The 23,883-nt window shown below is 68.9% G+C and carries 25 protein-coding genes and 4 pseudogenes; 15 read left to right on the top strand and 14 right to left on the bottom strand.

The annotated features are described in order from the left end of the window. Positions 1-149 precede the first annotated feature (149 nt). Positions 150-281 (top strand): annotated as a pseudogene (locus KBX63_RS08240) (multicopper oxidase domain-containing protein); the annotation flags it as partial. Between the two features lie 93 nt (positions 282-374). Here KBX63_RS08240 and KBX63_RS08235 read toward each other — a convergent pair. After that, on the bottom strand, positions 375-1,283 hold the full coding sequence (locus KBX63_RS08235; protein WP_210910274.1) for a peptidase M23: 909 nt from the start codon (positions 1,281-1,283) through the stop codon (positions 375-377). Positions 1,284-1,869: 586 nt separating this feature from the next. Next, a pseudogene (locus KBX63_RS08230) lies at positions 1,870-2,579 on the bottom strand (IS6 family transposase). 71 nt (positions 2,580-2,650) lie between these two features. Between KBX63_RS08230 and KBX63_RS08225 the strand changes: the two are divergent. Next, entirely contained in the window at positions 2,651-3,085 is a 435-nt protein-coding gene (locus KBX63_RS08225; RefSeq protein WP_210910272.1) for a cyclopropane-fatty-acyl-phospholipid synthase family protein, read from the top strand. 263 nt (positions 3,086-3,348) lie between these two features. Here KBX63_RS08225 and KBX63_RS08220 read toward each other — a convergent pair whose 3' ends face one another. Further along, complete coding sequence (locus KBX63_RS08220; protein WP_210910648.1) at positions 3,349-3,564, bottom strand: hypothetical protein; 216 nt, start codon at positions 3,562-3,564, stop codon at positions 3,349-3,351. Positions 3,565-3,587: 23 nt separating this feature from the next. On the opposite strand from KBX63_RS08220, the pseudogene KBX63_RS08215 reads away from it, so the two are divergent. Beyond that, positions 3,588-3,835: pseudogene (locus KBX63_RS08215) on the top strand (hypothetical protein); the annotation flags it as partial. Here the strand turns inward: KBX63_RS08215 and KBX63_RS08210 are convergent. Beyond that, entirely contained in the window at positions 3,783-4,550 is a 768-nt protein-coding gene (locus KBX63_RS08210; protein WP_210910270.1) for a VOC family protein, read from the bottom strand. The pseudogene KBX63_RS08215 and the gene KBX63_RS08210 sit on opposite strands and share 53 nt — an antisense overlap. Positions 4,551-5,596: 1,046 nt before the next feature. Between KBX63_RS08210 and KBX63_RS08205 the strand changes: the two genes are divergently transcribed. The 7 genes and pseudogenes from KBX63_RS08205 to KBX63_RS08175 all read left to right on the top strand — a co-directional run bounded on the left by KBX63_RS08205 (position 5,597) and on the right by KBX63_RS08175 (position 9,007). Continuing rightward, a complete protein-coding gene (locus KBX63_RS08205; RefSeq protein WP_210910647.1) occupies positions 5,597-5,848 on the top strand; it encodes a hypothetical protein in 252 nt (83 codons plus the stop codon). A gap of 8 nt (positions 5,849-5,856) precedes the next feature. Next, complete coding sequence (locus tag KBX63_RS08200) at positions 5,857-6,129, top strand: hypothetical protein (RefSeq protein ID WP_247661954.1); 273 nt, start codon at positions 5,857-5,859, stop codon at positions 6,127-6,129. Positions 6,130-6,419: 290 nt separating this feature from the next. Beyond that, positions 6,420-6,722, top strand: a pseudogene (locus KBX63_RS08195) (LacI family DNA-binding transcriptional regulator); the annotation flags it as partial. Positions 6,723-6,806: 84 nt separating this feature from the next. Then, entirely contained in the window at positions 6,807-7,208 is a 402-nt protein-coding gene (locus tag KBX63_RS08190) for a GntR family transcriptional regulator (RefSeq protein ID WP_210910268.1), read from the top strand. Positions 7,209-7,586: 378 nt separating this feature from the next. Further along, complete coding sequence (locus KBX63_RS08185) at positions 7,587-8,216, top strand: hypothetical protein (RefSeq protein WP_210910266.1); 630 nt, start codon at positions 7,587-7,589, stop codon at positions 8,214-8,216. Further along, complete coding sequence (locus KBX63_RS08180) at positions 8,216-8,419, top strand: rhodanese-like domain-containing protein (protein ID WP_210910265.1); 204 nt, start codon at positions 8,216-8,218, stop codon at positions 8,417-8,419. Before KBX63_RS08185 ends, KBX63_RS08180 begins: the two co-directional genes overlap by 1 nt. 3 nt (positions 8,420-8,422) lie before the next feature. Beyond that, positions 8,423-9,007 carry a CBS domain-containing protein gene (locus tag KBX63_RS08175; protein WP_210910257.1) on the top strand — a complete coding sequence of 195 codons (585 nt, stop codon included), beginning with the start codon at positions 8,423-8,425 and terminating at the stop codon, positions 9,005-9,007. Between the two features lie 233 nt (positions 9,008-9,240). Here KBX63_RS08175 and KBX63_RS08170 read toward each other — a convergent pair whose 3' ends face one another. From KBX63_RS08170 to KBX63_RS08125, 10 genes are all read right to left on the bottom strand, one after another. Then, positions 9,241-9,777 carry an SgcJ/EcaC family oxidoreductase gene (locus tag KBX63_RS08170; protein ID WP_210910255.1) on the bottom strand — a complete coding sequence of 179 codons (537 nt, stop codon included), beginning with the start codon at positions 9,775-9,777 and terminating at the stop codon, positions 9,241-9,243. Between the two features lie 354 nt (positions 9,778-10,131). After that, positions 10,132-10,476 (bottom strand): hypothetical protein, encoded by a 345-nt coding sequence (locus KBX63_RS08165; RefSeq protein WP_210910248.1) that lies wholly within the window; start codon positions 10,474-10,476, stop codon positions 10,132-10,134. Then, positions 10,448-11,245 carry an ABC transporter ATP-binding protein gene (locus KBX63_RS08160; RefSeq protein WP_210910246.1) on the bottom strand — a complete coding sequence of 266 codons (798 nt, stop codon included), beginning with the start codon at positions 11,243-11,245 and terminating at the stop codon, positions 10,448-10,450. Before KBX63_RS08160 ends, KBX63_RS08165 begins: the two co-directional genes overlap by 29 nt. Further along, complete coding sequence (locus KBX63_RS08155; protein WP_210910244.1) at positions 11,242-12,129, bottom strand: ABC transporter permease; 888 nt, start codon at positions 12,127-12,129, stop codon at positions 11,242-11,244. The genes KBX63_RS08160 and KBX63_RS08155 overlap by 4 nt, the downstream gene beginning before the upstream one ends. Position 12,130: 1 nt before the next feature. Next, positions 12,131-12,874, bottom strand: a complete 744-nt coding sequence (locus tag KBX63_RS08150; protein ID WP_210910242.1) for an ABC transporter permease — start codon at positions 12,872-12,874, stop codon at positions 12,131-12,133. Between the two features lie 95 nt (positions 12,875-12,969). Then, a complete protein-coding gene (locus tag KBX63_RS08145) occupies positions 12,970-14,106 on the bottom strand; it encodes an ABC transporter substrate-binding protein (protein WP_210910240.1) in 1,137 nt (378 codons plus the stop codon). Between the two features lie 14 nt (positions 14,107-14,120). Continuing rightward, complete coding sequence (locus KBX63_RS08140; protein WP_210910238.1) at positions 14,121-15,062, bottom strand: sugar kinase; 942 nt, start codon at positions 15,060-15,062, stop codon at positions 14,121-14,123. Positions 15,063-15,067: 5 nt separating this feature from the next. Continuing rightward, positions 15,068-15,721, bottom strand: coding sequence for an RraA family protein (locus KBX63_RS08135; RefSeq protein ID WP_210910231.1), 654 nt, complete (start codon positions 15,719-15,721; stop codon positions 15,068-15,070). A 43-nt stretch (positions 15,722-15,764) separates the two neighbouring features. Continuing rightward, complete coding sequence (locus KBX63_RS08130) at positions 15,765-16,538, bottom strand: SDR family oxidoreductase (protein ID WP_210910229.1); 774 nt, start codon at positions 16,536-16,538, stop codon at positions 15,765-15,767. Positions 16,539-16,666: 128 nt separating this feature from the next. Further along, the gene (locus KBX63_RS08125) at positions 16,667-17,632 is read right to left on the bottom strand and encodes a LysR family transcriptional regulator (RefSeq protein ID WP_210910227.1); all 966 of its coding nucleotides are present in this window, start codon (positions 17,630-17,632) and stop codon (positions 16,667-16,669) included. Positions 17,633-18,214: 582 nt separating this feature from the next. Here KBX63_RS08125 and KBX63_RS08120 point away from each other — a divergent pair. The 5 genes from KBX63_RS08120 to KBX63_RS08100 form a co-directional block, all read left to right on the top strand. After that, a complete protein-coding gene (locus KBX63_RS08120) occupies positions 18,215-19,666 on the top strand; it encodes a mannonate dehydratase (protein ID WP_210910225.1) in 1,452 nt (483 codons plus the stop codon). 76 nt (positions 19,667-19,742) lie between these two features. Next, positions 19,743-21,434 (top strand): chaperonin GroEL, encoded by a 1,692-nt coding sequence (gene groL, locus KBX63_RS08115; protein WP_210910224.1) that lies wholly within the window; start codon positions 19,743-19,745, stop codon positions 21,432-21,434. Positions 21,435-21,555: 121 nt separating this feature from the next. Continuing rightward, positions 21,556-22,020: a 2,4'-dihydroxyacetophenone dioxygenase family protein gene (locus tag KBX63_RS08110; protein WP_210910222.1), complete on the top strand. Its 465-nt coding sequence runs from the start codon at positions 21,556-21,558 to the stop codon at positions 22,018-22,020. A gap of 4 nt (positions 22,021-22,024) precedes the next feature. Continuing rightward, positions 22,025-22,648: a bifunctional 4-hydroxy-2-oxoglutarate aldolase/2-dehydro-3-deoxy-phosphogluconate aldolase gene (eda, locus tag KBX63_RS08105; protein WP_210910219.1), complete on the top strand. Its 624-nt coding sequence runs from the start codon at positions 22,025-22,027 to the stop codon at positions 22,646-22,648. A 148-nt stretch (positions 22,649-22,796) separates the two neighbouring features. Further along, positions 22,797-23,883: ISAs1 family transposase (locus tag KBX63_RS08100; protein WP_210910217.1), on the top strand; the 1,087-nt coding region annotated here is incomplete at its 3' end.

Below are 23,883 nucleotides of genomic sequence, written 5' to 3'. Positions count from 1 at the left end.
GTGTGGAATCGGATCGCCGTGGCGGACCCGGCCCAGGCTCGGGTGCGGGGACGGCTGCGGCACCAAGCGAGTGATCCGACGGTGGGCACGGACGGTGACGAGCGCGCTCGCGGACGCCGCGCTTTGTCAGCGGCAGACCGGCGGTGGCCGTCATCGTCGTCCCCGGCCGGACGGTCACCGTCGACTTCGACGCTGATAACCCGGGCCGCTGGATGGCCCACTGCCACAACGCCTACCACGCCGAGGCCGGCATGATGGCCACCCTCGGCTACCGGGACTGAGGTTGCCTCGACGGTCCCTATCGACAGTCCAGGCACCTTTCGCCAAAGCGGCGCCCCCGAGCGGCACTGCGGGGAGCCGCTCGGAGGCGGCCGTCAGGAGACGACGGCGTCCACGACCTCGGTGGCCCGCCACTCGTGCTGGGCGTACAGCCACCCAAACGCCGACACCTGCACAGTCTGCGCGGCGACGGTCAGCGGAAGGTCCTGCCAGCCGGGGACCTCCAACAGGGCGGTGAGGAACTGATGGGTGGAGTACTCGGGCTTCATCAAGTCCGGAACAGCGCCCCAGCCGGTGCTGGGCCGTTGCTGGAACAGCCCGACGGAGTCGTGGTCCCAGCCGATGGCCTGGTGCGGGTAGTTTTGCGACTCCGGCAGCACGCCGCTGGCGTAGTTGTACAGGTTGCTCTCCTGCATCGCCGTGGCCACCGCGATGACGAGGGCCCGGCGGGGGACGTCCATCTTCTGCCCGGCGCGGACGATCGCCGTCGCGTTGTCCATCTGGGCCTGATCCAGCCCGGCGACCGGGGTGATCCGCTTCGGCTTCGGCCTGGGCTTCGCGGTCGCCTTGGCCGAGCGGGTGGGCTTGGTCGAGGGGGTGGGCTCGGCCGTCGGCGACGGGGAGCCTGAGGGGGCGGGGCTTTCGGTGACCGGGGCGACGGACTCGCGGGCCATTCCGCGGGAGGCGGCGTCGGCTTCCGCCCGCTGGGCGATCTCGGCACGCTGGTCGGGGGTCGGTGACTGGCCGGCGGGGTTCGCGGGAATCAGGGTGAAGCCGATCAGGCCGAGGCAGCAGGCCGCACCGCTGATGATCGCCATTCGGTTCCGGCGCCGCCGGTCGGCGGCCTGGTTATCGAGACCGGCGAGGCCAGCAAGCCGGGACAGGGCGTCGGAGAGTCGGTACTTGAATCCGCTGACTGCCCAATTGGTGGAGGTGACATCGTCCGAACGGTCAGCCGCTCCGCCGAGGCCGTGGTGGTCATCGAGGTTGCCGTCGTTACGCATTGGACGAGGCTAAGCAGGGGCTGCCGCAGTTACACACGGCGATCATGTGGTGATGGCCACACTTTGCCCCTCGGCAACGGGAGCCTCAGGGCCGCGCCGGCGGCCACGGGGCGAACCCTCGCCGACCGGGCGAACCGGTCATTTCCTGGGCCCACCGCAGGGCAAGGCAGGAACGACGCAGCAAGCCAAGCGCCGCCTGATGATCGACTAACTCAACCTTTCAGGTGATACCGGGTTCAGCCGTTCGCGAGAAGACCGATAGCAGATCGGCGCATTCGCCCCTATTTGATCACCGCATCCCACGCCTAGTCGCAGGGGTTGCCGACGCCGTTCACCGGAGGGGCCAGCGGCCAACCGCGCAAGCGGCAGGCGCCTTCGATGGCGCTAGGGTGATGGCCTCCACGGGCGCGTCGTGGCGCATGGTGTCGACCCCGCCGACGCACGACCTCTGTCACCGGCTGCCCCTTCGCCCTGGCACGCAACCCGTCTTCACGGCCATGGCGATCACCACTTTCGGCCTGACCCCTCGGGGGCGCCGTTGCGTTGTGGGATCGGAAGACGCGTTAAGCCCGTGCCGGGTGGGCGGTCAGATCGCTTGGGCGAGTTCGGCAACCGCCGCTGCGACTCGCAGAGCGGGCGGGGTGTCGATGGCGAGTTCGTAGTGTCCGCGGCTCAGGTTCTGCATGAGCGCGTGGCCGCCGATGATCACTTGTGTTGTCGTGTCGGTTCGTAGCCCGCGCATCGGTCTCAACCGGTGTTTGAGCTGGCTGTGATCGGCTTCGATCGGATTGTTGGCGTACTGCTCGACGTGGTGCCACGCGGACGGGATCAGCTCGTCGAGCACGGCAGGGTAGACCGGCGCGGTCGGTGACGATCATGCTCGGTGTCACTTTCAACGACAGCGCGCGTCGGAAGAACCGCCGGGCGGCGCCAGCGTCCCGGCGGGCCGTGACGAGCACGTCGATGACCTGCCCGTACTGGTCGACCGCCCGGTACACGTACCGCCAACCCCGTTGACCTTGACGTAGGTCTCGTCAACGAACCACCGATCACCCGGGCGTAGCGAGCGAACCGGGCGGCGTCGGCCAACAGCGGGGTGAACCGTTGCACCCACCGGAACACGGTGACGTGGTCAATCTCGACACCGCGCTCAGCCAGGACCTCCTCCACGTCCCGGTAGAAGAGGTTGTAGCGCAGGTACCAGCGGACCGCGACGACGATCACCTCTGCGGGGAACCGGAACCCGGTGAACGCCGACTTCGGCGGCGACCAGAGACGATGACGACTCGACCGCAGCACCGGTCAAGCCTGCCTCGATCCCTCGACACGGGCAACGCAACAGAACCCCCTCACTTATCCTTCCGCTCATGCCGGCAAGTCTTTCGCCCCGCCTCGCCGCGATCGTGAACGCGCTTCCCCTCCAGCCGCACTCCCGCGTCCTCGAAATCGGATGCGGGCCCGGGTCAGCCGCACGAGCGATCGCGGCTCGACTCACCACTGGCCACGTCCTGGCAATCGACCGATCGGCCACCGCCATCGCCCAAGCAGAAGCCGCTTCTGTAGAGGAAGTCGCATCTGGCCGCATGACTGTCCGCCATGTCGCTGCCGAAGAGTTCGTCCCGCAGGCTCACGAAGAACCGTACGACGTAGTGTTCGCTGTCTGCGTCGGCGCTCTCGACGGGCGATATCCCCAGGTCGGTCAGCGGGTACTGCAGCGTATCGCCATGGCGACCACGGCAGACGCCCGGCTCTTCATCGACGGCGGCGATCCGCTTCGTGAACTACCCATCCCACGGTCGTGAGGCCAGTCGAAGGGACACAGCGGTCAGTGCTGGAGGGCGGCCTACGGGTGTCCTCACCGCAGTCAAGTCAAGATTTCTCATCCACAAGTATCGGCAATTTCTCCTTGGTGAGGTAGACGCTGCCGTCCGGGGCGCCGACGGTGGCGGTGAGGGCATGGCCCGCGCGCTCGTACAGCTCGATGTTGCGTGCGCTGCGGTGGCCGGTGAACCAGTTGGCAGTGCGTGGTCTCCTCGGGGGCCTGCTCTTCGACGTACGAGAGCAGTCAGGAACCGATGCCATTCCTGGCCTGGTCGGGAGCCACCATGAGGCGGCCGATCAGCGACGCCCGCCCGTGTGCCCCGGCTCGGCCCGCCGCGACGAGGCGTCCGTGCCGGCGTACGCACCACAGCTGCCAGGTCGACATCGATGCGCGCAGATTGTCGAGTGTATCCCGTAGCGGTTCCAGGTCGAGGGTGTCGTTCGCGAGGGCTTCCTGCACCCAGCAGCACCGCTGGAGCACGAGCCTCCGACCTCTCCATCGCCGGCGGGTACGCCGACCGGATGGTGCTGCTCGCCGACGGCCGGGTGGTCGCCGCGGGCCTACCCGGGAGGTACTCACCGAGAAGCTGCTCGCCGAGCACTACCGGGCCAGCGTGCGGGTGGTGGACGGCGAGCACGGGCCGCTGGTGGTGCCGGTGCGGCCGGAGCCGCGCCCGGTCAGGGCGGAGTGGTCCCGAGGATCGAGAAGAACGCCCCCTGCGGATCGGTGAGCACGGCGAACCGGCCCCGCGTGAGGTCGGTCGGCTGGACGGCGAGGGTCGCGCCCATCCCTAGCGACTCGGCGACGACCCTGTCGGTGTCGGTGACCGCGAAGTAGACCATCCAGTGGGACGGGAGGTCACCCCAGTCTTCGCCGATCATGGGCATCATCCCGGCGACGGGGCTGCCATCCAGCTGCCAGGTGGTGTAGGTGATCGGGCCCATCGGTTGGTCGTCCGCCGTCCAGCCGAACACCGAGCCGTAGAACTCCTTAGCCCGGCCCGACTCCCGCGTGGTCAGCTCGGCCCAGGTCAGCGAGCCGGGTACGTCGAACACCTCGGCCCCCGGCATGCCGAGCGACTGCCACACCCCGAACGGTGCCCCGGCCGGGTCGGCGAAGAGCGCCGTCCGCCGGGAGCCGGGGACGTCGGACGGCTCGGTCAGGATCCGGCCGCCGGCGGCGGTCACCCGCTGGCCGGTCCCGTCGGCGTCGTCGGTCGCCAGGTAGGGCATCCAGGCGGGCGGCCGTTGCGGGCCCGTCCCCAGCCCGGCGCCGGCCACCGGTTTGCCCTGCTGATGGAAGACGAGGTGACCGTCAGCCGGGGGTTGCCGGTCTGCCTCGGCGACGGCCCAGCCGAACAGGGGCGCGTAGAAGCTCGCCGCGCCAGCGAGGTCGGTGGTGAACAGGTCGACCCAGGCGGGTGCTCCCGGTGGAATATCCGTCATGGCTTAGGTTTACTTCCTCTGCTCGTGGGGCGGCTCTGGGCGGGATGCCGGCGGGCGGGCCCGACCGCCGTCAGCCGGCACCGGTGCTGGCTGGGCGATGCTGGGGGCGGCCATCGCCGGCACGCCCTGCCGGCATCGTGGCACCGACCCGCTGGCGTACGTGGCGGAAACGGACGAAACGTCCCTGGATCTCCGGCATTCCGACGGCGTACACGCGTACGAAGGGCGCCCGGAACGCCAGGAAGTGCACGTGGTTCAGCAACTGCGCCTCCACAGGCCCTGTGGGGCTCGTAAGGTCATCGCCGCAGGTCGGGATGGTAAAGAGATCTCGGCTGGAACCATGTCCGCGTGATCATCTCAATGCTCTACACGGCGGCCCGCCGGCTGCTGTCCTTCCCCGGAGTGCTGCTGCGCCGCGACACGGCCAAGGACGCCGAGTTGCTTGTACTCCGGCATGAGAACGCGGTGCTGCGCCGTCAGATCGCCGGCTCAGTCCGCTACGAGCCCGCAGACCGGTTCTGGCTGGCTGCCCTCTCCGGCCTGATACCCCGCTGCCGCTGGCGCGAGGTCTTCCCTGTCATGCCCGGGACCCTGCTGGCCTGGCACCGCAGATTCATCGCCGCCAAGTGGGACTACAGCGCCCGGCGCGCCCGCACCGGACGCCCGCAAACCAAGGCAGCACTCAAGAAGCTGATCCTGCAGCTCGCTCAAGACAACGCGAAATGGGGGCACAGGCGGATCCAAGGCGAGCTGGCCCGACTCGGTCACCCATCGCCGCCTCCACGGTCTGGGAGATCCTCCACACGGCGGGCATCGACCCAGCCCCACGCCGTACCGGCCCGACCTGGCGCCAGTTCCTCACCGACTAGGCCCAGGGCATCATCGCCGTCGACTTCCTGCATATCGACACCGCCCTCGGCAGGCGCCTGTACGCGCTGGCGTTCCTCGAACACGGCACCCGGCGCCTGCACGGCGTCACCGCCCACCCCACCCGTGAGTGGGCGGTACAACAGGCCCGGAACCTGGCCGCCGACCTCGGCACGCGCATGGAGTCCCTGCGCTTCCTGCTGCGCGACCGCGACGGCAAGTACGGCCAGTCCTTCGACGCCGTCTTCGACGCCGAGGAGATGGAGATCCTCAAGTGCGCACCGCAGGCCCCTCGGATGAACGCCCACTGCGAGCGGGGCATCGGCAGCATCCGGCGCGAGGCCCTGAACCATGTGCTCATCATGAACGAGGCCCACGCCCGGCACGTCCTGGCCACTACGAGCGGCACTACAACGAACACCGCCCCCTAAAGATCGACGTGGAGGGGTTCGAGGACGCCGTGCTGGCCGGGTTGAGCCGACCCCTGCCGGCGCTGTCCTTCGAGTTCACCACCATCGAACGGGACCTGGCCGCGCACTGCCTGGACCGGCTCACCCGGCTGGGCTTCACCACGTTCACCGTGGCGCTCGGCGACGAGATGGCGTTCGCCCTTGATGGCTGGCGGCCGGCGGGCGAGGTGGCGGCGTACCTGCGGGCGCTGCCCCACGAGGCCAACTCGGGCGACGTCTACGCCCGCGCCCGGCCCGCCTGACCCGCCTGGCGGACGTCAGGCACGGCGAAGGCGGCGAGCCGGTCCAGGCCGGCCGGTTCGGTGATCGGATCACGGTAGGCGCCGGCACGCCCCCGGACGACCCGGTTTCCTCGCATCGACGCTGGCCACACCCTGGATCGGCCGCGCTATCCAGAGGCACTTTTTTCAGGTATCGAACTTAGCCATGTTTCCTTACCCGTCCGTTATTGACGCGACCGCCGCCACTTCGGTTGACTGCGACGGAACCGGTTCCGAAACAACGCCTTACCCCTTCGACCCGGGAGCGTGACGTGCCGATCACCATCGCCGATGTCGCCACCCGCGCGGGGGTGAGCAAGACGACGGTCTCCCGGGTGCTCAACGGCAAGGGCGAGGTGCACGTCCGCACCGCCGACCGGGTCCGCGCGGTCATCAACGCCCTCGGGTACGTGCCGAGCGCCCGCGCGGTCGGCCTGGCCCGCGGGCGTACCCGGGTGGTCGGCATGCTGGTGCCCGCCCTGACCTGGCCCTGGATGGGGGAGGTGCTCCAGGGCGCGGCCGACGTGGTCGAGGCCGAGGGGTACGGCATGCTGCTGTTCACCTGCACCCACGGCACGCCGCACCCGCGAGCAACCGTACATACTTAGTTCGGTAGATACAATCACCTGTAGAACCGTTGGACACGTAGCGTCACATTCGTGATCGACCCCAGCGCGGATCGGGCAGTGTTCCGGCAGCTCGCCGACCTGCTGCGTGACCGGATCACGTCCGGCGACCTCGCGCCCGGCGCGTCGCTGCCGAGCGAGCTGCGGCTGGCTCAGGAGTATGGGCTGAGCCGGACCAGCGTCCGGCAGGCCATCTCGCTACTCCGGTCGGAAGGGCTCGTGATCGTCGAACCTCCGCGCGGCACGTTCGTCCGCAGCATGGAGCCGACCGAAACGGTGACCCTACGCAAGGGAGACACCGCCTCGGCCCGGATGCCCACCCCTGCTGAGCGTCGTGAGCTGGATATCGGCGAAGGCGTCCCGGTCCTGGTCGTCTTCCGCGCAGACGGCTCCCGCGAGCTGTACCCCGCCGACCGCATCCGCGTCGGTCGCTGATCGACGCATTACGAGTCGGTGCCGGGGTGCTGGTCTCCCGCCTGGTCCTCATGCCAGACGGTATGTCCGGGTCCGTGGTCGTCCGCTGATGCTCGTCGGTTTGGCTGCTCACTTGGCTGCTCGGGGTGGTGGGGCGATTGCGGCGATTGCGGTGCATGCGGCGATGGGGGCACCAGCTACTGGTGCTCGATCTCGTACTGGCACTCGCTACATGGCTCTGGCGGCTCAAGTTCCCGCCGATCGTGTCCGCAATGAGGGCATTTCCCGTACCAGCTTTGCCTCCGTCGCACCCTCACAATTCACATTCTCTCGGCAGGCTCTTAACCCGGGGTCGATGTTGGAAGATAGGCATCGAAGCAACGAGGGAGGTGCGTCAACGTGGGTTCGCCAGCGTTACGGCTTCGCGGCAGAGGCGACCGGGTACGGCTGAGCAAGATCGGTATGTGGAATCGCGATCCTCTGGCAGAGCTGACGGTTACCTGCCGTACCACGGTCGCTGTAGACAAGGCATTCGGCGAGTCCGTGCGCGCAGCCCGCCAGGCCGGGCGTAGCTGGTCGGAGATCGCCCACGTGCTGGGCTTGCCCTCGACCTTGTCGAGCTGGGAGGGGATCGCGGCGGCCCTCGCCACGCGCCGGCAGGCGGTGTGGTCGCACATGCGGGCGAGGCCGGACGATAGTTTCGTGATCGAGATCCTGTACTTCGACGGCTGTCCCAACCATGAAGGTCTGGAAGGACACGTGCGTGCCCTGCTCCCCGAGGCGGGCGTCGAGTTGCCCATCACCGTGCGGCGTATCGACTCGGATGCTGAGGCGAAGGCGGAGCGGTTTCTCGGCTCGCCCACCATTCGCGTCAACGGCGTCGATGTCGATCCCACGGCGGCGCCCCGCGACACGTACGGACTCGTGTGCCGGGTCTACCCCACCGGCGGCGGGCTGCGTGGCACACCTCCGGACGCCTGGATCCTCGCCGCGCTGCAGCGCCAGCCACCCGGTGGGAGGGCCGGCTGATGGTCGCCTGGGTCGACCTGCCGCGGCTGCGCTCGCTTCTGGACACCGGCGCCCAGCTCGTTGAGGTGCTGCCCACCGCCGAGTACGCCGACCAGCACCTACCCGGCGCGGTCAATATTCCGCTCAAAACCCTCAACCCCACGACGACCGCGGCCCTGGACCGCGTCCGCCCGGTGGTCGTCTACTGCTGGGACGGCCTTTGAGACATGAGCCCACGAGCCGCGTGCCGGCTCGAAGCCCTCGGGTTCACCGATGTCTACGACTATGCAGCCGGCAAGGTCGACTGGCTCGCGCACAATCTGCCAACCGAGGGCGCCCGGGCCGACGCACCCACCGCCGGCAGCCGCCTGCGCCACGACGTGCCCACAGCCATGCCTAACGAGACCATTACCACCATCCGCGCCCGAGTTGACGCCTCTCCATACGGGTTTGCCCTCGTCCTTACCGCCGATCGCACCCTGCTCGGTCGTCTTCGGCACGCCGACCTCGCTGCCGACTCCGACACCGCAGCCCATGAAGTGATGGAACTGGGGCCTTTGACGCTGCGCCCTCACGAGGCCCTGGCCGACGTCGAATCCGACATGCACGACCACCACCTGACCTACACGATTGTCACCAACCCGGAAGGCCAGCTGCTGGGCATCGTCCACAGCGACGACGACCTACGAGACGCCAACGCGACTTCGTTCGACGAGGGGTCCAGGCCTACGGGCAGCGGACTGCAAATCCGTCGCGAAAGCTACCCAGGTTCGAATCCTGGACCCGCCACCAGGTGCGAGAACGGCCCCTGACCAGCAGAGATGCGGTCGGGGGCCGATCTTGTTTGGTCCCGCCGAGTCCAGCCATTACCCGCCGTCGCTCACGGTTCCGGGCGTATCGGGGGGAGGATCGGGAGCCTGGGTCGGAAAACGGACAACAGCAGCATCCGAGCTACGGGGTCAGGTGGCACGGGCCGTCCTGGCCCCGGCCGAATGAACTTCCGGCCCGGACCGGGAGTCTGGCTTGCCGAGCCGAGTTCGCTCGGCTATGACAGCGGCCGGATCCGGGTGTTCTGGAAGGACGTGTACAGCCACTTGCCGTGGCGCTTCAGAGCGATGTTGGTGTTGATGGAAAGCGCCTCCGCCGAGCAGGTGGACTCGCCGGGCCAGAGGACGCAGCCCGTACGCACGATGATCGCGATGTCGGGCTCGGAAAAGCGGGTCTGTTCAGTCAGCGTCATGATCCGGGTGCCTTGCAGGAATTCGTCGAAGTAGTGCTGCATTCCGGTGGCGATACCGTGCCGGGTGCGCAGGTGGTCGCCGTTGAACGTGACGACATCGGCGTCGGCCGTGTGGATCGCGGCGTAGGCGGAGCCATCGCCCCGGGCCCAGGCATCCTCCTGCTTCTCCCGCAGGTGGCGCAGGGCGGTCAGGTCAGCCTGATGTGTTGCGGACGCTTGGGCCTGATCGGCGGACGCGGACGGCGAAGCTGCAGACGGCACGCTGCCGAGAAGGGCGACGGCGGCGGTGACGGCGACGCTGACGGCGACGGTGGTACGCCGCCAATGGCTGGATTTGGTCACGTGATCCTCCGATGAAGTGGGCTGCCTTACTGAGGCAACCTACATGTAGCCGAGCTACTTATAGGTCGGGGATCGCATCGGGAGTTTCCCTGACATTGCCGAGGTGCTCCCGGGTGGGCGGCGAGACCGTTCGGGACGAGGAGGTCAGTGCCGGATGCGTGCCCGACCTGCGGGTCAACGACGGCACGACCAGCCGTCCGGGCACTGCAGGTTGTCACCCCACCCGATCAGGCGCCCTGTGACGAGGACGGAGAGTGCAGATCAAGGCACGTTCCAAATTAGCTTTTCGTCCCTCTGTCGGCTCCGCCTGAAAACTGACCACGTGGTTCCGGGCGCCCGGCTGCGGCCTACGGGTCAGCGACCGGGCGCGATCCGTTCGATCCAGTACTCCCGTGCCAGCGCGTTGACGCCGGCCTTTGACACCGAGCGCAGCCGCACGGTGTTGCCGTCGGTGCCGGCGATCCGGCCGTGCTTCTGCAGCTCGAGGATGTGGTAGCGCTCCGGGGCGAAGTCGAGCTCGACGTTGACCGCGAACCGGCCGCGGACGTCGCGCTGGTCGCCGACGCCCGAGGCGACCTTGCCCGCTGCTTGTATCCCCAACCAGGCCTGATAGCCGACCACCAGGAGCAAGACGATGGCCATCCGCCGGGCGGTGGGCGTCCGCCAGGCCCTACGCAGCAGCGAGCTCAGACCCTTCACTTTCCCCTCCCTCCGACAGCAGCTCAGTGATGTGGTTAGCGATGCGGCGGAACCCGGGGAGTTCGGTGGTCGCCTGCCACTGTCGGGGCCGGGGCAGGTCAACAGTCACGATCTCCCGGACCCGGCTCGGTCGCCGCGACAGCACGATCACCCGATCGGAGAGGAACACCGCCTCGTCGATGTCGTGGGTCACGAAGAAGACGGTGGGCCGGCGCAGCTCGAACACCCGGGTGAGGTCGTCCTGGAGCTTGCGCCGGGTCTGAGCGTCGATGCTCGCGAACGGTTCGTCCATCAGCATGACGGCCGGTTCGTTGGCCAGCACCCGGGCAACCCCGAGGCGCTGCTGCATACCGCCGGAGAGCTCATGCGGGTATTTGTTCTCGAAGCCCGCCAGCCCGACCAGGTTGAGGTACTCCAACGCGGTGGCCCGGCGCTGCGCGGCTGGCACGCCCTTCATGCGCAGCCCGAAGACCGCGTTGCCCAGCACCGTCTTCCATGGAAAGAGGGCGTGGCTTTGAAACACCACGCCGCGGTCCGGGCCCGGGCCGTCTACCACTCGCCCGCCGACCTTTACCACGCCCGAGGTCTGCTCCACGAAGCCCGCGATGATGTTCAGCACCGTGGTCTTCCCGCAACCGCTGGGGCCGAGGATCGAGACGAACTCGCCCTCCTCGACGGTGAAGGAGACGTTGCCGATCGCCGTGACCTGGTCACCGGTGTAGCTGTCGACGTAGTCCTTGGCGAGCTCACTGATCTCAAGCGCGGTCACTTCGCTGCCTCCACTTGTCGCACCATTCCCCAACGCTCCACGGTGGCCCGCTCGAACGGGGCCAGGATGAGGGCGTCCATCGCGTACCACAGGACGCCGAGAACGATCATGCCGAGGAACACCTCCGAGACGTCGCCGACCCGGCGCGCGTCGAACATCATGAAGCCGATACCGCTGGTGCCGACGATGATCTCGGCGGCGATCAGGGCCCGCCAGCCGTAGCCGAGACCCGTCCGGATGCCGCCGGCCACCGACGGGAGCGCCCCTGGCACGATGACCTCCACGAAGACTCGGAACCGGCCGGCGCCGAGGCTGCGCGCGGCCCGGAGCAGTTCCTGGGGCACCTGCTCGACACCCGCGACGACGGCGAGGATTAGCGGGAAGACGATGGTGTAGACGATGACGAAGGTGACCGCGGTCAGGCTGAAGCCGAACCAGACGATCACGATGGGCAGCCAGGCGATGTCGGCGATGGCCTGGAAGAAGAGCAGCAGCGGCCAGGTCAGCCGCCGGGCCCAGGCCGAGATCGCCACCAGGAAGCCCAGCGGTAGGCCGATGAGCAGCCCGAAGCCCACCCCGTAGGCGAGCCGGGTGAGCGAGTCCGAGAGATAGCCCGGCAACACGCCCTTGCGAACTAGGTCGAGGAACTCGGCCAGCACGGCGTCCGGGCCGACGAAGAACGCTCCCGGGAAGAGCTCCAGCTCTGCGGCGAGCCACCAGAGGAACATGATCGGCACGAAGGGGCCTAGCGTCCGGACCAGGCCGTTACGGGTGATCCGGTGCCGCCAGGCGGTGATCCGACGGTTGCGGCCGCGCTTCGCGGCTCGCCGTGGGAGGGCGCCGCCCCGACCGGCGCGGTCCCGGTTTCCGACTGCGTCCGCCATCTCAGCTCACCGCCATCTTCATGCCCCACCGCTCAACCGTGCGCCGCTCCAGCGGCGCCAGGACCAACCGGTCCATCAGCAGCCAGAGCACGCCGATGATCGCCATGGAGGCGATGACCACGTCGGTGTCGAAGCTCTTCTGCGCCAGGAACAGCGCGTACCCAAGGCCCGCGCTGCTGGCGATGATCTCGGCAGCGACCAGGCCGCGCCAGCCGTAGCCGAGGCCGATCCGCAGCCCGGTCACCACGCTGGGCAGCGCCCCTGGCAGCAGGATCTCCCAGAACATCCGTAGCCGGCCGGTACCCATCGACCGCGCCGCGCGGATCAGTTCGATCGGAATTTGCTGGACGCCGAGCAGCGCGTTGTAGGTGAGCGCGAAGAACATCGCGTTCCACACGATGAAGATCACCGCTTTGTCTGTGTAGCCGAGCCAGAGCGTCGCGATCGGGATCCACGCGATGCCGGCCAGGGCGACCGAGAAGCGCAGCAGTGGCGTGAAGAACGCCGCGAGTCGGGGGCTAGCGCCGAGCGCGATGCCGAACGGCAGGGCCGTCGCCACGGCGAGCAGGGCGCCGACCCCGACCCGCCGCAGGCTGGCACCAAGGTGCCGCAAGAGGTCGCCGCTGGCCCACATGTCCCGGATGGCGGCCCCCACGTCGCTTACCTGCGGGAAGATCCGCATCGGCGTGTCCGTCGCCGCGACCACGACCGCCCAGACCATCAGGAGCAGGGCGAAGGGCAGCACGAACCAGAACGCGGATACGAGGCGCGCCCGGGTGCCCCTGCCAGCCGGAGAGGATGTTCGTCTCCGCGGGCCTCGGCGGGCTGTCCGGGTGAGGGTCATGGACAAGCCTTCACCGCCTCGTCCCGACTGAAGGTGAAGCTGGGGCCGATCGCCGCAGTGGCCGGCACGGGGGCCAGGTCGTCGAAGAGCGCCGGCTCGGCGGACATGACGCCGAGGATCGGCTCCGGCTCGAAGTACCGGCTCACATCGAAGCCGGGCTGCACCACCTTCTGCTCGGCGAGCAGGGCGCTGATCGTGTCGAGGGCGAGGTAGTTACACGCGCTGAGCCGCGGGTCCAGCTGCTTGGTGTTGTACTGCATTGCCTTCTTCGCCACCTCCGGCTTGGTGCCGGGCAGCCATCGGGTCGCCGACTCGCCGGCCTGATCGGGGTTCTTGCGCATCCACTGGTCGACCGTCACCCGGGCGGTGAGGAACTTCTTGATCAGCTCGGGGTTCTGGTCGGCGAACTGCCGAGTGGTGGCGATGTAGCCGACGAACGGGATGTGCCCGCCGCCGCGCAGCACCTCTCGGGCGCCCTGGACCTGCTCGGTGACCACGATCGGCCACGGGTCCCAGATGATCGCCGCGTCGATGCCGCCGGTTTGCAGGGCCACGCCCATGTCCGGCGGCGCGGTGTTGACGATCTTCACCTCGTTGGCCGACAGGCCGGCGGATTCGAGCAGGCCCAGCAGGTAGAGATGGTTGATGGAGGCGACGGACACGCCGATCCGCTTGCCGCGCAGCGTGGTGAGGTTGGCGCCGTCAATGTCGGCGTTGGGAGCAGCCACCACCGCCATCGTCTCGTCGATGCTGCGCTGGGTCGACGAGCCGGTGTAGTTGCCAAGCAGCACCAGGTCGATGCCCTTTTGCGCGGCGGCGATGAGTGGCGTGCCGACCTGGATGATGTCGATGGTGCCGGCCTGCAGTGCGTTGAGCGCGTCGACGCCGGTCGGGAACGGCTGTGCGAGCTCGACGTCGAGGCCCTCCTCCTCGAAGTAGCCGCCCTCGAGGCCCACCGGAAGGCCGATCTGGTCGATGGCGGATACGTAGCCGGCGCGTACCTTGGCCAGCGCCGCTCCGTCGCCGCCGGCGCCATTGTCGTCGTCGACCGTGGAGCCACCGCCACAGGCGGCGGTCAGCAGGGCCGCAGCCGTGGTAGCGGCGGCCAGCCGCAAACCTTTCGCAATGGACATCGATATCGCCTCCGCTAATGCTTCAGAATCGGGTCCTTCGCCAGGGCCGAGCGAATTGCCGCGTCCCGGGGGATCGGATGAACGGCTCCGTGGCCCTGCGTGGTCAGGGCGCCGGCGACCGCGGCGTACCGGGCGGCGTCGGCCGGTGTGGCCCCCTGGACCAACCGGGTGACGAACGCCCCGTCGAACGCGTCTCCGGCACCGGTACTGTCCACCGGGACCACCGAGTGCGGTGGTATCTCACTGGTCCGGCCGTCGTCCCACAGCAGCGCCCCCTGGTCACCCATCTTCAGAACTACGGTCCGGGGCCCGAGTGCGGCAAACCAGGCGAGAATCGCCCTGGGATCGTCTAGGTCGGTCAGGGCGCGCCCCTCCTCAAGGTTGGGCAGGGCGACGTCGCTGAGCTCGATGCTGCGCGCGACGATCGCGCGGGCCCGGTCCAGTGGCCAGAGGGCGGGCCGGTAGTTCGGGTCGTAGCTGACCAGCGTGTTGTGTCGCCGAGCCACCTTCATGGCGTGGAACCCCGCATCACAGGCCGACGCGCTGATCGCCTGAGTGATTCCTGAAACGTGCATCGCTCGGGCCGTGGCGATTGCCGTCTCCGGTACATCTGCCGGGCTCAGTCGGCTCGCCGGGGAGCCTGCACGGTAGTAAGTGAAAGAGCTGTGCGCGGCGTGGCGGGAGATGAAGTAGATGCCGGTGCGGCCGCCGGGCTCGCGGACGACATGATCGGTCCGCACCCCCTCGCGCTGCCAGAGCCCTAGCAGTGCCGTGCCGAAGTGGTCGTCGCCGATTCGGCTGACGTAGCCGGCGGCGGCGCCGCAGCGGCTAGCCGATACGAGGAAGTTGGAAGTGTCCCCGCCGTAACCGACCGCAAAGCTCTCCGCCGCGTCCAACGACTGCTCGTCGGTGACGCTGAACTCCAGCAGCGGCTCACCGATGGCCAGGATGTCCATCGCGGTCAGACCCGGTTATGCTTGGCGAGGCCGGTGAGCAGCGACTTCGACTCGTGGATCAGCTGAGTCTGCTCCCGCTCGGCTTTCTCGATGAGCTGCGCGATCTCCAAGGTTTCGATGATCCGGGCCGCCGACACCCGGACGACGCCATCGCTGTCACCAACGATGAGATCACCCGGGGCCACCACCACCCCGCCGAGCTCGACCGGCTCGTTCAGGCTAACCGCGCGGTAGCGGCCCACCGTGGTTGACGGGACCCCGCCTCGGGCGTAGATCGGAAGCTGGGGGTAATCGCGACGGATTTCCTCGATGTCGCGAACCCGGGCGTCGAGGACGGCGCCGGCCATTCCGTTGACTACTGCGCCGGCGGCCATCAACCCGCCGAAGACCGCGACGTCCGCCGCACCGGCGGCGATACACAGAACGCTACCAGCGGGCGACTCGTCGATGGCCCGCAGAGCGAGCGTCGGCGGCTCCGCGGTGCCGCACGGTTCCTCGAGCACGGTCACCGCCGGGCCGACCAGCTTGCCGGGCAGGACCGGACCGATGGCGCCGGTCATATAGCCGCGCTCACCGGTCTTCTCGACGGCGTCGGCGACGGAGGCGGTGGCCAGGCCGCGGTACGCCTCGATGATTACCTGCGTGAGTACCGGAGTCACGTCGGTTCCCGCTCCTTTCTGGGTTGTCGACAGAAACCGTGCGTCAGCGGCAGAGCCAACCACCGTCGACGACGAGGATGTGCCCGTGGACGTAGTCGGCCGCCGCGGAGGCGAGAAAGATCGCCGGCCCGGCGATGTCTCGCGGGGTGGCCCATCGGCCGGCCGGGATGCGGGCGGTGATCTGGGCCTGGCGCTGCCGGTCGTCGCGCAGGTCCTCGGTGACTGCGGTCTCGACGTAACCGGGCGCGATGGCGTTGACGTTGACGCCGCGTCCGGCCCACTCATTGGCTAGCGCCCGGGTGAGGCCGGCGAGGGCGTGCTTGCTGGCGGCGTAGGACGGGACGAACATGCCACCTTGGAAGCTGAGCACCGAGGCGATGTTTATGATTTTCCCGCCGCCGCGCTCGAGCATCCGCCGGCCGGCCGCGCGGGCCAAGTGGAAGGCGGCGTGGGTGTTGACCTCGATGACGTCGTACCAGTCGTCGTCGGCGAAGGTCTCACTCGGCGCGCGCCGGATCAGTCCGGCGTTGTTGACTAGGACGTCGATGTCGTGGTCGTCGAGGAGTGCCTCGACGAAGCCCGTACGACCGTCGGCGTCGGCCAGGTCGAATCGTACGCAGGCGGCCTTGGCACCGAGTGCCTGCACCACTGCCGCCACCTCGTCGAGATTGTCCCGCTCCGACAGCAGCACCAGGTCAGCGCCGGCCGCCGCGTAGGCGACCGCGATCGCTCGGCCGATGCCGGTTGCGGCGCCGGTCACCAGCGCCTGCCGCCCGTTGAGGGTGAAGGTCGGAGCTGGCTCGTGCGACGTGTGCACCGTCCCTCCTCCCCTCCTCCGACCGCGTCCGGTGGATGTGTGCCGATGACACTAGGCGAGTTGTTGCGGGGCGTTAACAACGGAAACGGGATGGTCCCATCCGCATAACGGATCGGCGGGACGCCTGCTCACCCGGGCGCGGCAACGGTCTCCGCCCCGGACTGGGGCGGCTGTGTGCCCGGCGGCCGCGGCGCCTGGACGATGCGCTGAAGAAGACTGCGTGCGGCCGGGTTCATCGGTCGGGACATGTCGCGATACGCGGCCACCTGGCGCCCGCAGTTGCCCTCGATCCGGCGTATCCACACGCCCTCGGTGTCGGCGATGTGCACGGCCAGCCAGTTGGTCACGCCCACCCCGAGTCCCGCACGGATCAACTCGACGAGGGTCTGCGGCTGGTTGGTCGCCTGCACCGGTTCGAGCTCCAAGTTGTGCTCGCGGAAGAGCCGGTAGACCTCGAACTCCGCGGACTGCGCGTCGTCGAGCCGTCCGATGGAGATCAGCGGATGCGTCGCCACGGCAGCGATGGTCAGCGGCTCAGGAAGCTCGGCGAGCTGGTGGTCCGGCGGGTGCAGCACGACCAGCGGCTCGCGCCACAGTGGATGGCCCACCATCGACGGCGCAGTGGGTGGAGGCGACATCGGCCGCAGGCAGATGTCCACCTCACCGGTGGTCAGCGCGTGGTCGAGTTCCAGCGTCGCGCGCTCGACCAGCACCACCTTAACGTCCGGGCTGGTTCGAGAGAGATCGCGAAGCAGCGCCGGAACGAATGCCGCGCTGGCGCTCGGGTAGCAGCCGAGCGTGACCAGGCCGCGAGCGCCGCCGCGCCATGGCGCCATCGCCGCCTCGGCGGCTTCGAACTCGCGCAGCACCGCCCGGGCGTGCATGGCGAGGACCGCGCCGGCCCCGGTCAGCTCGACAGGCCGCTTGCGGCGGTCGAAAAGGGGGAGGCCGACCTCGCGCTCCAGCGCGGCCACGTGCATGCTTACCCGCGGCTGGGAGCGGTGAGTCGCCTCGGCGGCGGCCACGAAGCTGCCGGTGTCGACGACCCCGAGGAACGAGACGAACCACTCGAGCCGGGTATCCGTCCTGAGCACGTAGAACCCCCTCGCAGGCACGCCGCCGCTCCGGTTCGCACGCCGCAGGTCAGGGCGAGGACCACCACCGATGACGAGTAATCAAGGATGCGGATGACTCCATCCGTAACTCGTTCTTAACAAGCGACGACGGTCGAGGCTAGCGTCTGCCAACACGAACCCAGGTTGATCGTTACTGCGTTGTTATAGGAATCGATCGGCCCCGGCCGACGGCGGTCCGGTCTGTCGAGAGTGGTCATTCGACCGCCACCGGGAGGAACCGTGGCAGGAGACCCGACCGGCGGAACGGGTGGCATCTCAGCAGGTTGTGGCGGCGTCTTCGGCCCCGGCCGAGGCAGCGGAAAAGGGGGATCCACCCCCGGATAGCACACGGCGACATGCTGCGGCCCGCGGAAGGCACCCGTTACCACCGAACGCGTTGAACTAATTTCTGCACCCGATCGTCCGCACCTTGGCATCGTTCGATTATGTCCCGAAAGCGGTCCTCGACGGCCCGGAGAAATGGTTTCGGGCCACCAGATGATCGCTCCGTTCCGCCTTCGCCCACCGGCACCTAAGCCGACGAACGAGAGGTACCGCATCATGGCGCAATCCCGCCGGGACGTCCTCAAGCAAGGTGCATCACTGGCCGCCCTCTCGGCTGCCGGTCTGACCGTCGCCAGTAGCGGCGTGGCCGCCGCCGCGGCGGCACCCGCGGAGACCGTAACGACCGGGCCGGGTGGCATGCCCTACCCCTACCTGAAGTGGCCCGAGCAGGTGAAGGAGAGCACGAACACGCCGCGGCTGTGCCAGTGGTTCTCCCGCAACCCGACCCAGGCGACCGTGCGTCGGTGGCGGCAGGCCGGAGTCACGGGCGCCCTGATCACCAATCCCCCACCGCTGCCCTGGACCGCGGCCACCCTCATCGCCGATCGGCAGCGAATGGAGGCGGCCGGGCTGCACATCACCGCCTATCTGATCAGCATCACAGACAGCATCGTGCGCGGTCAGGAAGGCCGGGACCAGCAGATCGAGTACATCAAGCAGTCGCTGGTCGCGGCCGGCCAGGCCGGCATTCGCGTGGTTGAATACAATTTCTACGTCCACCGCCTCACTGAGGGCTACTACGAGCTGATCGACAATGAGGATCGGCTAGGCGCCGGCTACACGGCGTTCGACTATCACCGTGAGGTCGACGGCGTGCCCGTGAAGGACCTGCCGCCGCGGCCCGGCACACCGCTGCTGACCTACGAGCAGGTCTGGGACAACTACAAGTACTTCCTCGACCGGGTGATGCCCGTTGCCGAGGCGGCCGGCGTCCGGCTCGCCGTGCACCCCAACGACCCGCCTGCGGTGATCAGCCGCGGCAACCCGCAGGTGCTGGCCTCGGTCGCCGACTGGAAGCGGCTCATCGACACGTACGACAGCCCCGCCAACGGGCTGACCGTGCACGCTGGGGTGACGCCGGAGGTGGGCCACGACGCGGTCGACTTCCTACGCTACGTGGGCGCCAAGGACCGGGTGAACCACATCCACTACCGCAACGTGACCGTGGACAAGCCGCGGGAGCGGTACGCGGAGGTGTTCCCCGACACCGGCGAGACGGACATGTTCGCCTTCATGCGGGAGCTGGTCCGGCAGGGCTACGACCGCGGCGTCCTCGCCGAGCACCCGCGGGCGCTCGACTTCGACCGGGAGAACGGCTCGATCAGCGGCCAGTACGCCGGTGTGGGTGGCGGCGGGCACGGCGGCGAACTCTACGACACCGGGTACGCCCGCGCCATGCTCCAGGCCGCGCTGATCATGGAACGCGGTCGCAAGCCGGTGCTCGACGACGCTGAGACGCTAGTGAACCGTTTCTACGCTGCCGGCGCGGTCAAGCTCAGCGACCGCGCCCGCCTCCAGGCCAACCTGAAGGTGGCCGATCAGCTGGCCGAGCAGAGCGAGGCGGCGATCGACCGGTTCGCCGGCGTCGCCCAGGGCATCGAGGATGCGGAAGCGCGCACCTCGCTGACATCGATGGCCGCGTACCTCAAGGCGCAGATCCCCAACTGACGCCGCCCTCGTAAGGGGAGCCGGCCTGTGCGTCGGCTCCGCTTCCCACCGCCCACCGCCGGAAGGACGCGCGCCAATGCCCGAGATCCTGTTCGATGAGCCCGCCCGGCGTCGCCTCCAAGCAGGCATCGACGCGCTGGCCGACGCCGTCAAGGTGACGCTCGGTCCCCGGGGCCGCACCGTCGTGCTCGGCAGACCGGGCGGACCGCCGAGCATCACCACCGATGGCGCCAGCGTCGCCGCGGAACTCACCCTCGGCGATCCTTACGCCGACCTGGGCGCGCGCCTGGCATGCGAGGTCGCCGGCGCCACGAAGACCGAGGCCGGCGACGGCACCACGACCGCGATCGTGCTCGCCCAGGCGATGACCCGGCACGGGTTACGGGCGATCGCCGCAGGCGCCTCCCCGGTCGCCGTCCGGCGCGGCATGGACGCCGCGGTGGACTCGGCCAGCGGGCATCTGCGGCGCAGCGCCCGGCCCGTGGCCGGATACGCCGACCTCGCCGCGGTCGCAACCAACGCGGCTCAAGACCGGGAGATCGGCGAGTTGGTCGCCACCGCGCTCGAAAAGGCCGGGCCGGACGGGGTGGTCACCGTCGAGGAGTCGGAGGCGGCCAGCACCGAGCTGGATCTTCTCGACGGGTTGCGGCTGCCCACCGGCTACCTGAGCCCGTACATGGTCACCAATCCGCAGCGGTTGACGGCGGTCCTCGATGACCCCTACGTCCTGCTGTACTACGGCCGGATCGACACGCTGGCGGAGTTCCTGCCGCTGCTGGAGCGGGTAGTGGCGACCGGGCGGTCCCTGCTCGTGGTCGCCGACGATGTGGTCAACGATGCCCTGGCCACCCTGCTGCTCAACAACGTGGAGGGCTCGTTCCGCAGCGTCGCAGTCAAGGCGCCCGAGCTCGGCAACAGCCGCAAGTCGATCCTGCGGGACGTGGCGGCACTGACCGGCGGCGAAATGATCACGCCGGAGGCCGGCCTGCGGCTCGACCAGGTCGGCTTGGAGGTGCTCGGCCGAGCCCGCCGGATCGTCGTCACCCGCGAGGACACCACCATCATCGGCGGCGCCGGGGACGTGGCCGCAGTGCACCGGCACATCGCCCAGATCCGCACCGAACTCGCCGTAGCTACCTCCGATTGGGAACGAGAACGGCACCGCATGCGGATAGCCCGGCTGGCCGGCGGGGTCTGCGTGCTCCGCGTCGGCGGGCACACCGAGGTCGAGCGGCGTGAACGCAAGCAGCGGGTGGACGAGGCCGTGTCTGCCACCCGCGCGGCAGCCCGCGGCGGTGTCGTCGCCGGAGGCGGGACCGCGTTGGTAAAGGCACGGGCGGCACTGGACAACCTGCCGGCCAGCGGCGATGAGCGAACGGGGGTGGGCATGGTCCGGCGCGCGCTCGCCGAGCCTTTGCGATGGATCGCGGCGAACGGCGGCGCGGACGGGCCGGCGGTCGCCGAGCACGTCGCCGAACTGCCGGAGCACGTCGGGTACGACGCACGCACCGGCAGGTATCTCGACCTGCTGGCCGAGGGCGTCGCCGACCCGGTCAACGTGACGCTCTGCGCCCTGCGCAACGCCGCCTCGGTGACCGGGATGCTGCTCACCACCGAGGCGGCCGTGATCGGCACGGCGAGCAGCCGGGTGGTCGACTTCAACGTCGGACACAGCCACAGCGAGGACGGCCACCACGGCCACCACGGCCAGACCCACGTGCACGGCGACAGCCACAGCCGCGCGCACGGCCACGACCACGTGCACTGAGCGGCCCGGAACCTTCCAACCGACGGACCCGACCGTCGACGACTGATCCGCATCGGCCGGACCGCCCGTCATGCCCTGCAAGGTACCGGCAGCCATATTCCATCGCACCTCAAGGAGAGTCATGGGAAACCTTCACCCCGTCGCGGACTCGCTGGTCCGGGCAGCGGATCTGCCCTGGATCCCGCAGGGCTCCGCCAACGTCTGGTTCAAGCCGCTGCGGATCTCCCCGCACACAGGAAGTTGGGTCAACCTGCTCAAGGTTGCCCGCAGCGGGGTGGTCAGCCGGCACCGCCACCTTTCGGAGGTGGAGGGCTGGGTCATCCAAGGCCGTTGGCACTACGAGGAGCATGACTGGCAGGCCGAGCTTGGCTCGTACGTCTACGAACCGCCGGGCGACGTCCACACGCTGGTCGCCGACGTGACCGACGAGGAGCCAATGTTGACCCTGTTCGCCATCCACGGACCGATCGAGTACGTGACGGAGAGCGGCGACGTCGCGTACGTAGAGACGGCGGAGACGAAGCTGAAGCGGTACGAGGACCACTGCCGCGAGAACGGCATCGCTGCGCAGCCGATCGTCTTTTGACGCGATGACGCAATCGGAGTCCCTCACCGCATCTGCACTGGCCCGCCTCGGACCGATCATCCCGGTCGTCGTGCTGCATCGCGCCGACGACGCCGCAACCCTGGCGCGGGCCCTGCTGCGCGGCGGCGTCCGGACCATGGAGATCACCCTCCGGACGCCGGCCTCCCTTCCCGCGCTGCGGGCGGTGGCCGCCGAGGTGCCCGAGATGGTGGTGGGCGCCGGCACCGTGCTCACGGCCGACCAGGTGGACGAGGCCGTCGCGGCAGGCGCACGGTTCCTAGTCAGCCCGGGCGCGACCGTGGGGCTCGCCCGGGCCGCGGTCGACTCCGGGCTGCCCTTCCTGCCCGGTGCCGGCACGGTCAGCGAGATGATGACACTGGCCGAGCTCGGCCTCACCACGATCAAGTTCTTCCCGGCGGCAGCGAGCGGCGGCCGCGCCTACCTGGCGTCGGTCGCCCAGCCGCTCCCCCACCTGACCTTCTGCCCCACCGGCGGCATCACCGCGACCACCGCACCCGACTGGCTCGCACTGCCCAACGTCGCCTGCGTCGGCGGGTCCTGGTTGACGTCCGCCACCCAGGGCCCCGGCAAAGTCGTGATGGTGTCTGACTTGTGGGTCTTGGAGTAGAAGCGCCGCTGTTGGTGGCAGCAAGACGGGCATGACCTGTTCGGAAGATCATCAAGGTTCTCTACGCCATGCTGATCGTTCGAAGTGAGTCATGCCCGCGCTGCCATCATCGCTGATCTCGTCCTTGTCCTGCGCACCGGCTCTGACCGTGCCGGAAGCCGCTGGTGGGCTGCCCGAAGCGCTCGCCGGTCTGCCTGATCCACGAGCCCGGCGAGGTGTCCGGCACCGGCTGGCGGTCGTGGTCACCGCGGCGGTGTGTGCCGTGGTCGCCGGCTACCGCTCGTACGCCGCGATCGCCGAATGGGTCGCCGACGTGCCGGCCGCGACAGCTCTCGCTCTGGGCATGACTCCCGACCGGCGCCCGTCGGAGGCGATGATCCGTCGATTGTTGCAGGCCGTGGACCCGCAGTTGCTGACGGCGGCGATCGGCGTCTGGCTCACCGGCCGGGCCACCGCCGCTGCCTCGACGACCGGTCGGGCGATCGCCGTCGATGGTAAGACCCTGCGCGGCTCCCGCACCCCCGGCACCGCCGCCCGACACATGATGACCGCCTGCGACCAGGCCACCGGTGTGGTCCTGGGCAGCATCGACGTCGACGGCAAGACCAACGAGATCACCCGGTTCGCGCCGCTGCTCGACCAGATCAGCGACCTGCGCGACACCGTGATCACCGCCGACGCCCTGCATTGCCAGCGTCAGCACGTCATCTACCTCGCGCAACGCGGCGGGCACTGGATCCTGACCGTCAAAGGCAACCAGCCCAGCTTGCACAGCCAACTCGCCGGTCTGCCCTGGCGGGCAGTCCCGGACGCCACCCGCGACTGCGACCGTGGGCACGGCCGCCGCGAGATCCGCAGCCTGAAGATCCTGACGATCTCCACCGGTATCGACTTCCCGAACGCCGCCCAAGCCATCCAGATCCGCCGCCGCAGACGGCGCCTGGACCAGCCGAAACGGTTCACCACCGAGACCGTCTACGCCATCACCGACCTCCGCGTCCACCAGGCGCAACCGGCACAACTGGCGGCGTGGATCCGCAACCACTGGTCGATCGAGAACAAGGTCCACTGGGTTCGCGACGTCACCTACGACGAAGACCGCAGCCAGATCCGCACCGGCACCGGACCGCAGGTCATGGCCGTCCTACGCAACGCCGCCATCGGCGCCCTACGCCTGACCGGCGTCACCAACATCGCCGCCGCCAACCGGCATCACGCCCGCGACAGCACCCGCA

The sequence above is a fragment of the Micromonospora sp. U21 genome (genome assembly GCF_018070045.1).
In the GTDB taxonomy this organism is placed as follows: domain Bacteria; phylum Actinomycetota; class Actinomycetes; order Mycobacteriales; family Micromonosporaceae; genus Micromonospora.
The sequence above is the reverse complement of the archived record's forward strand: the minus strand, read 5'-3'. Positions and strand labels throughout refer to the sequence as shown.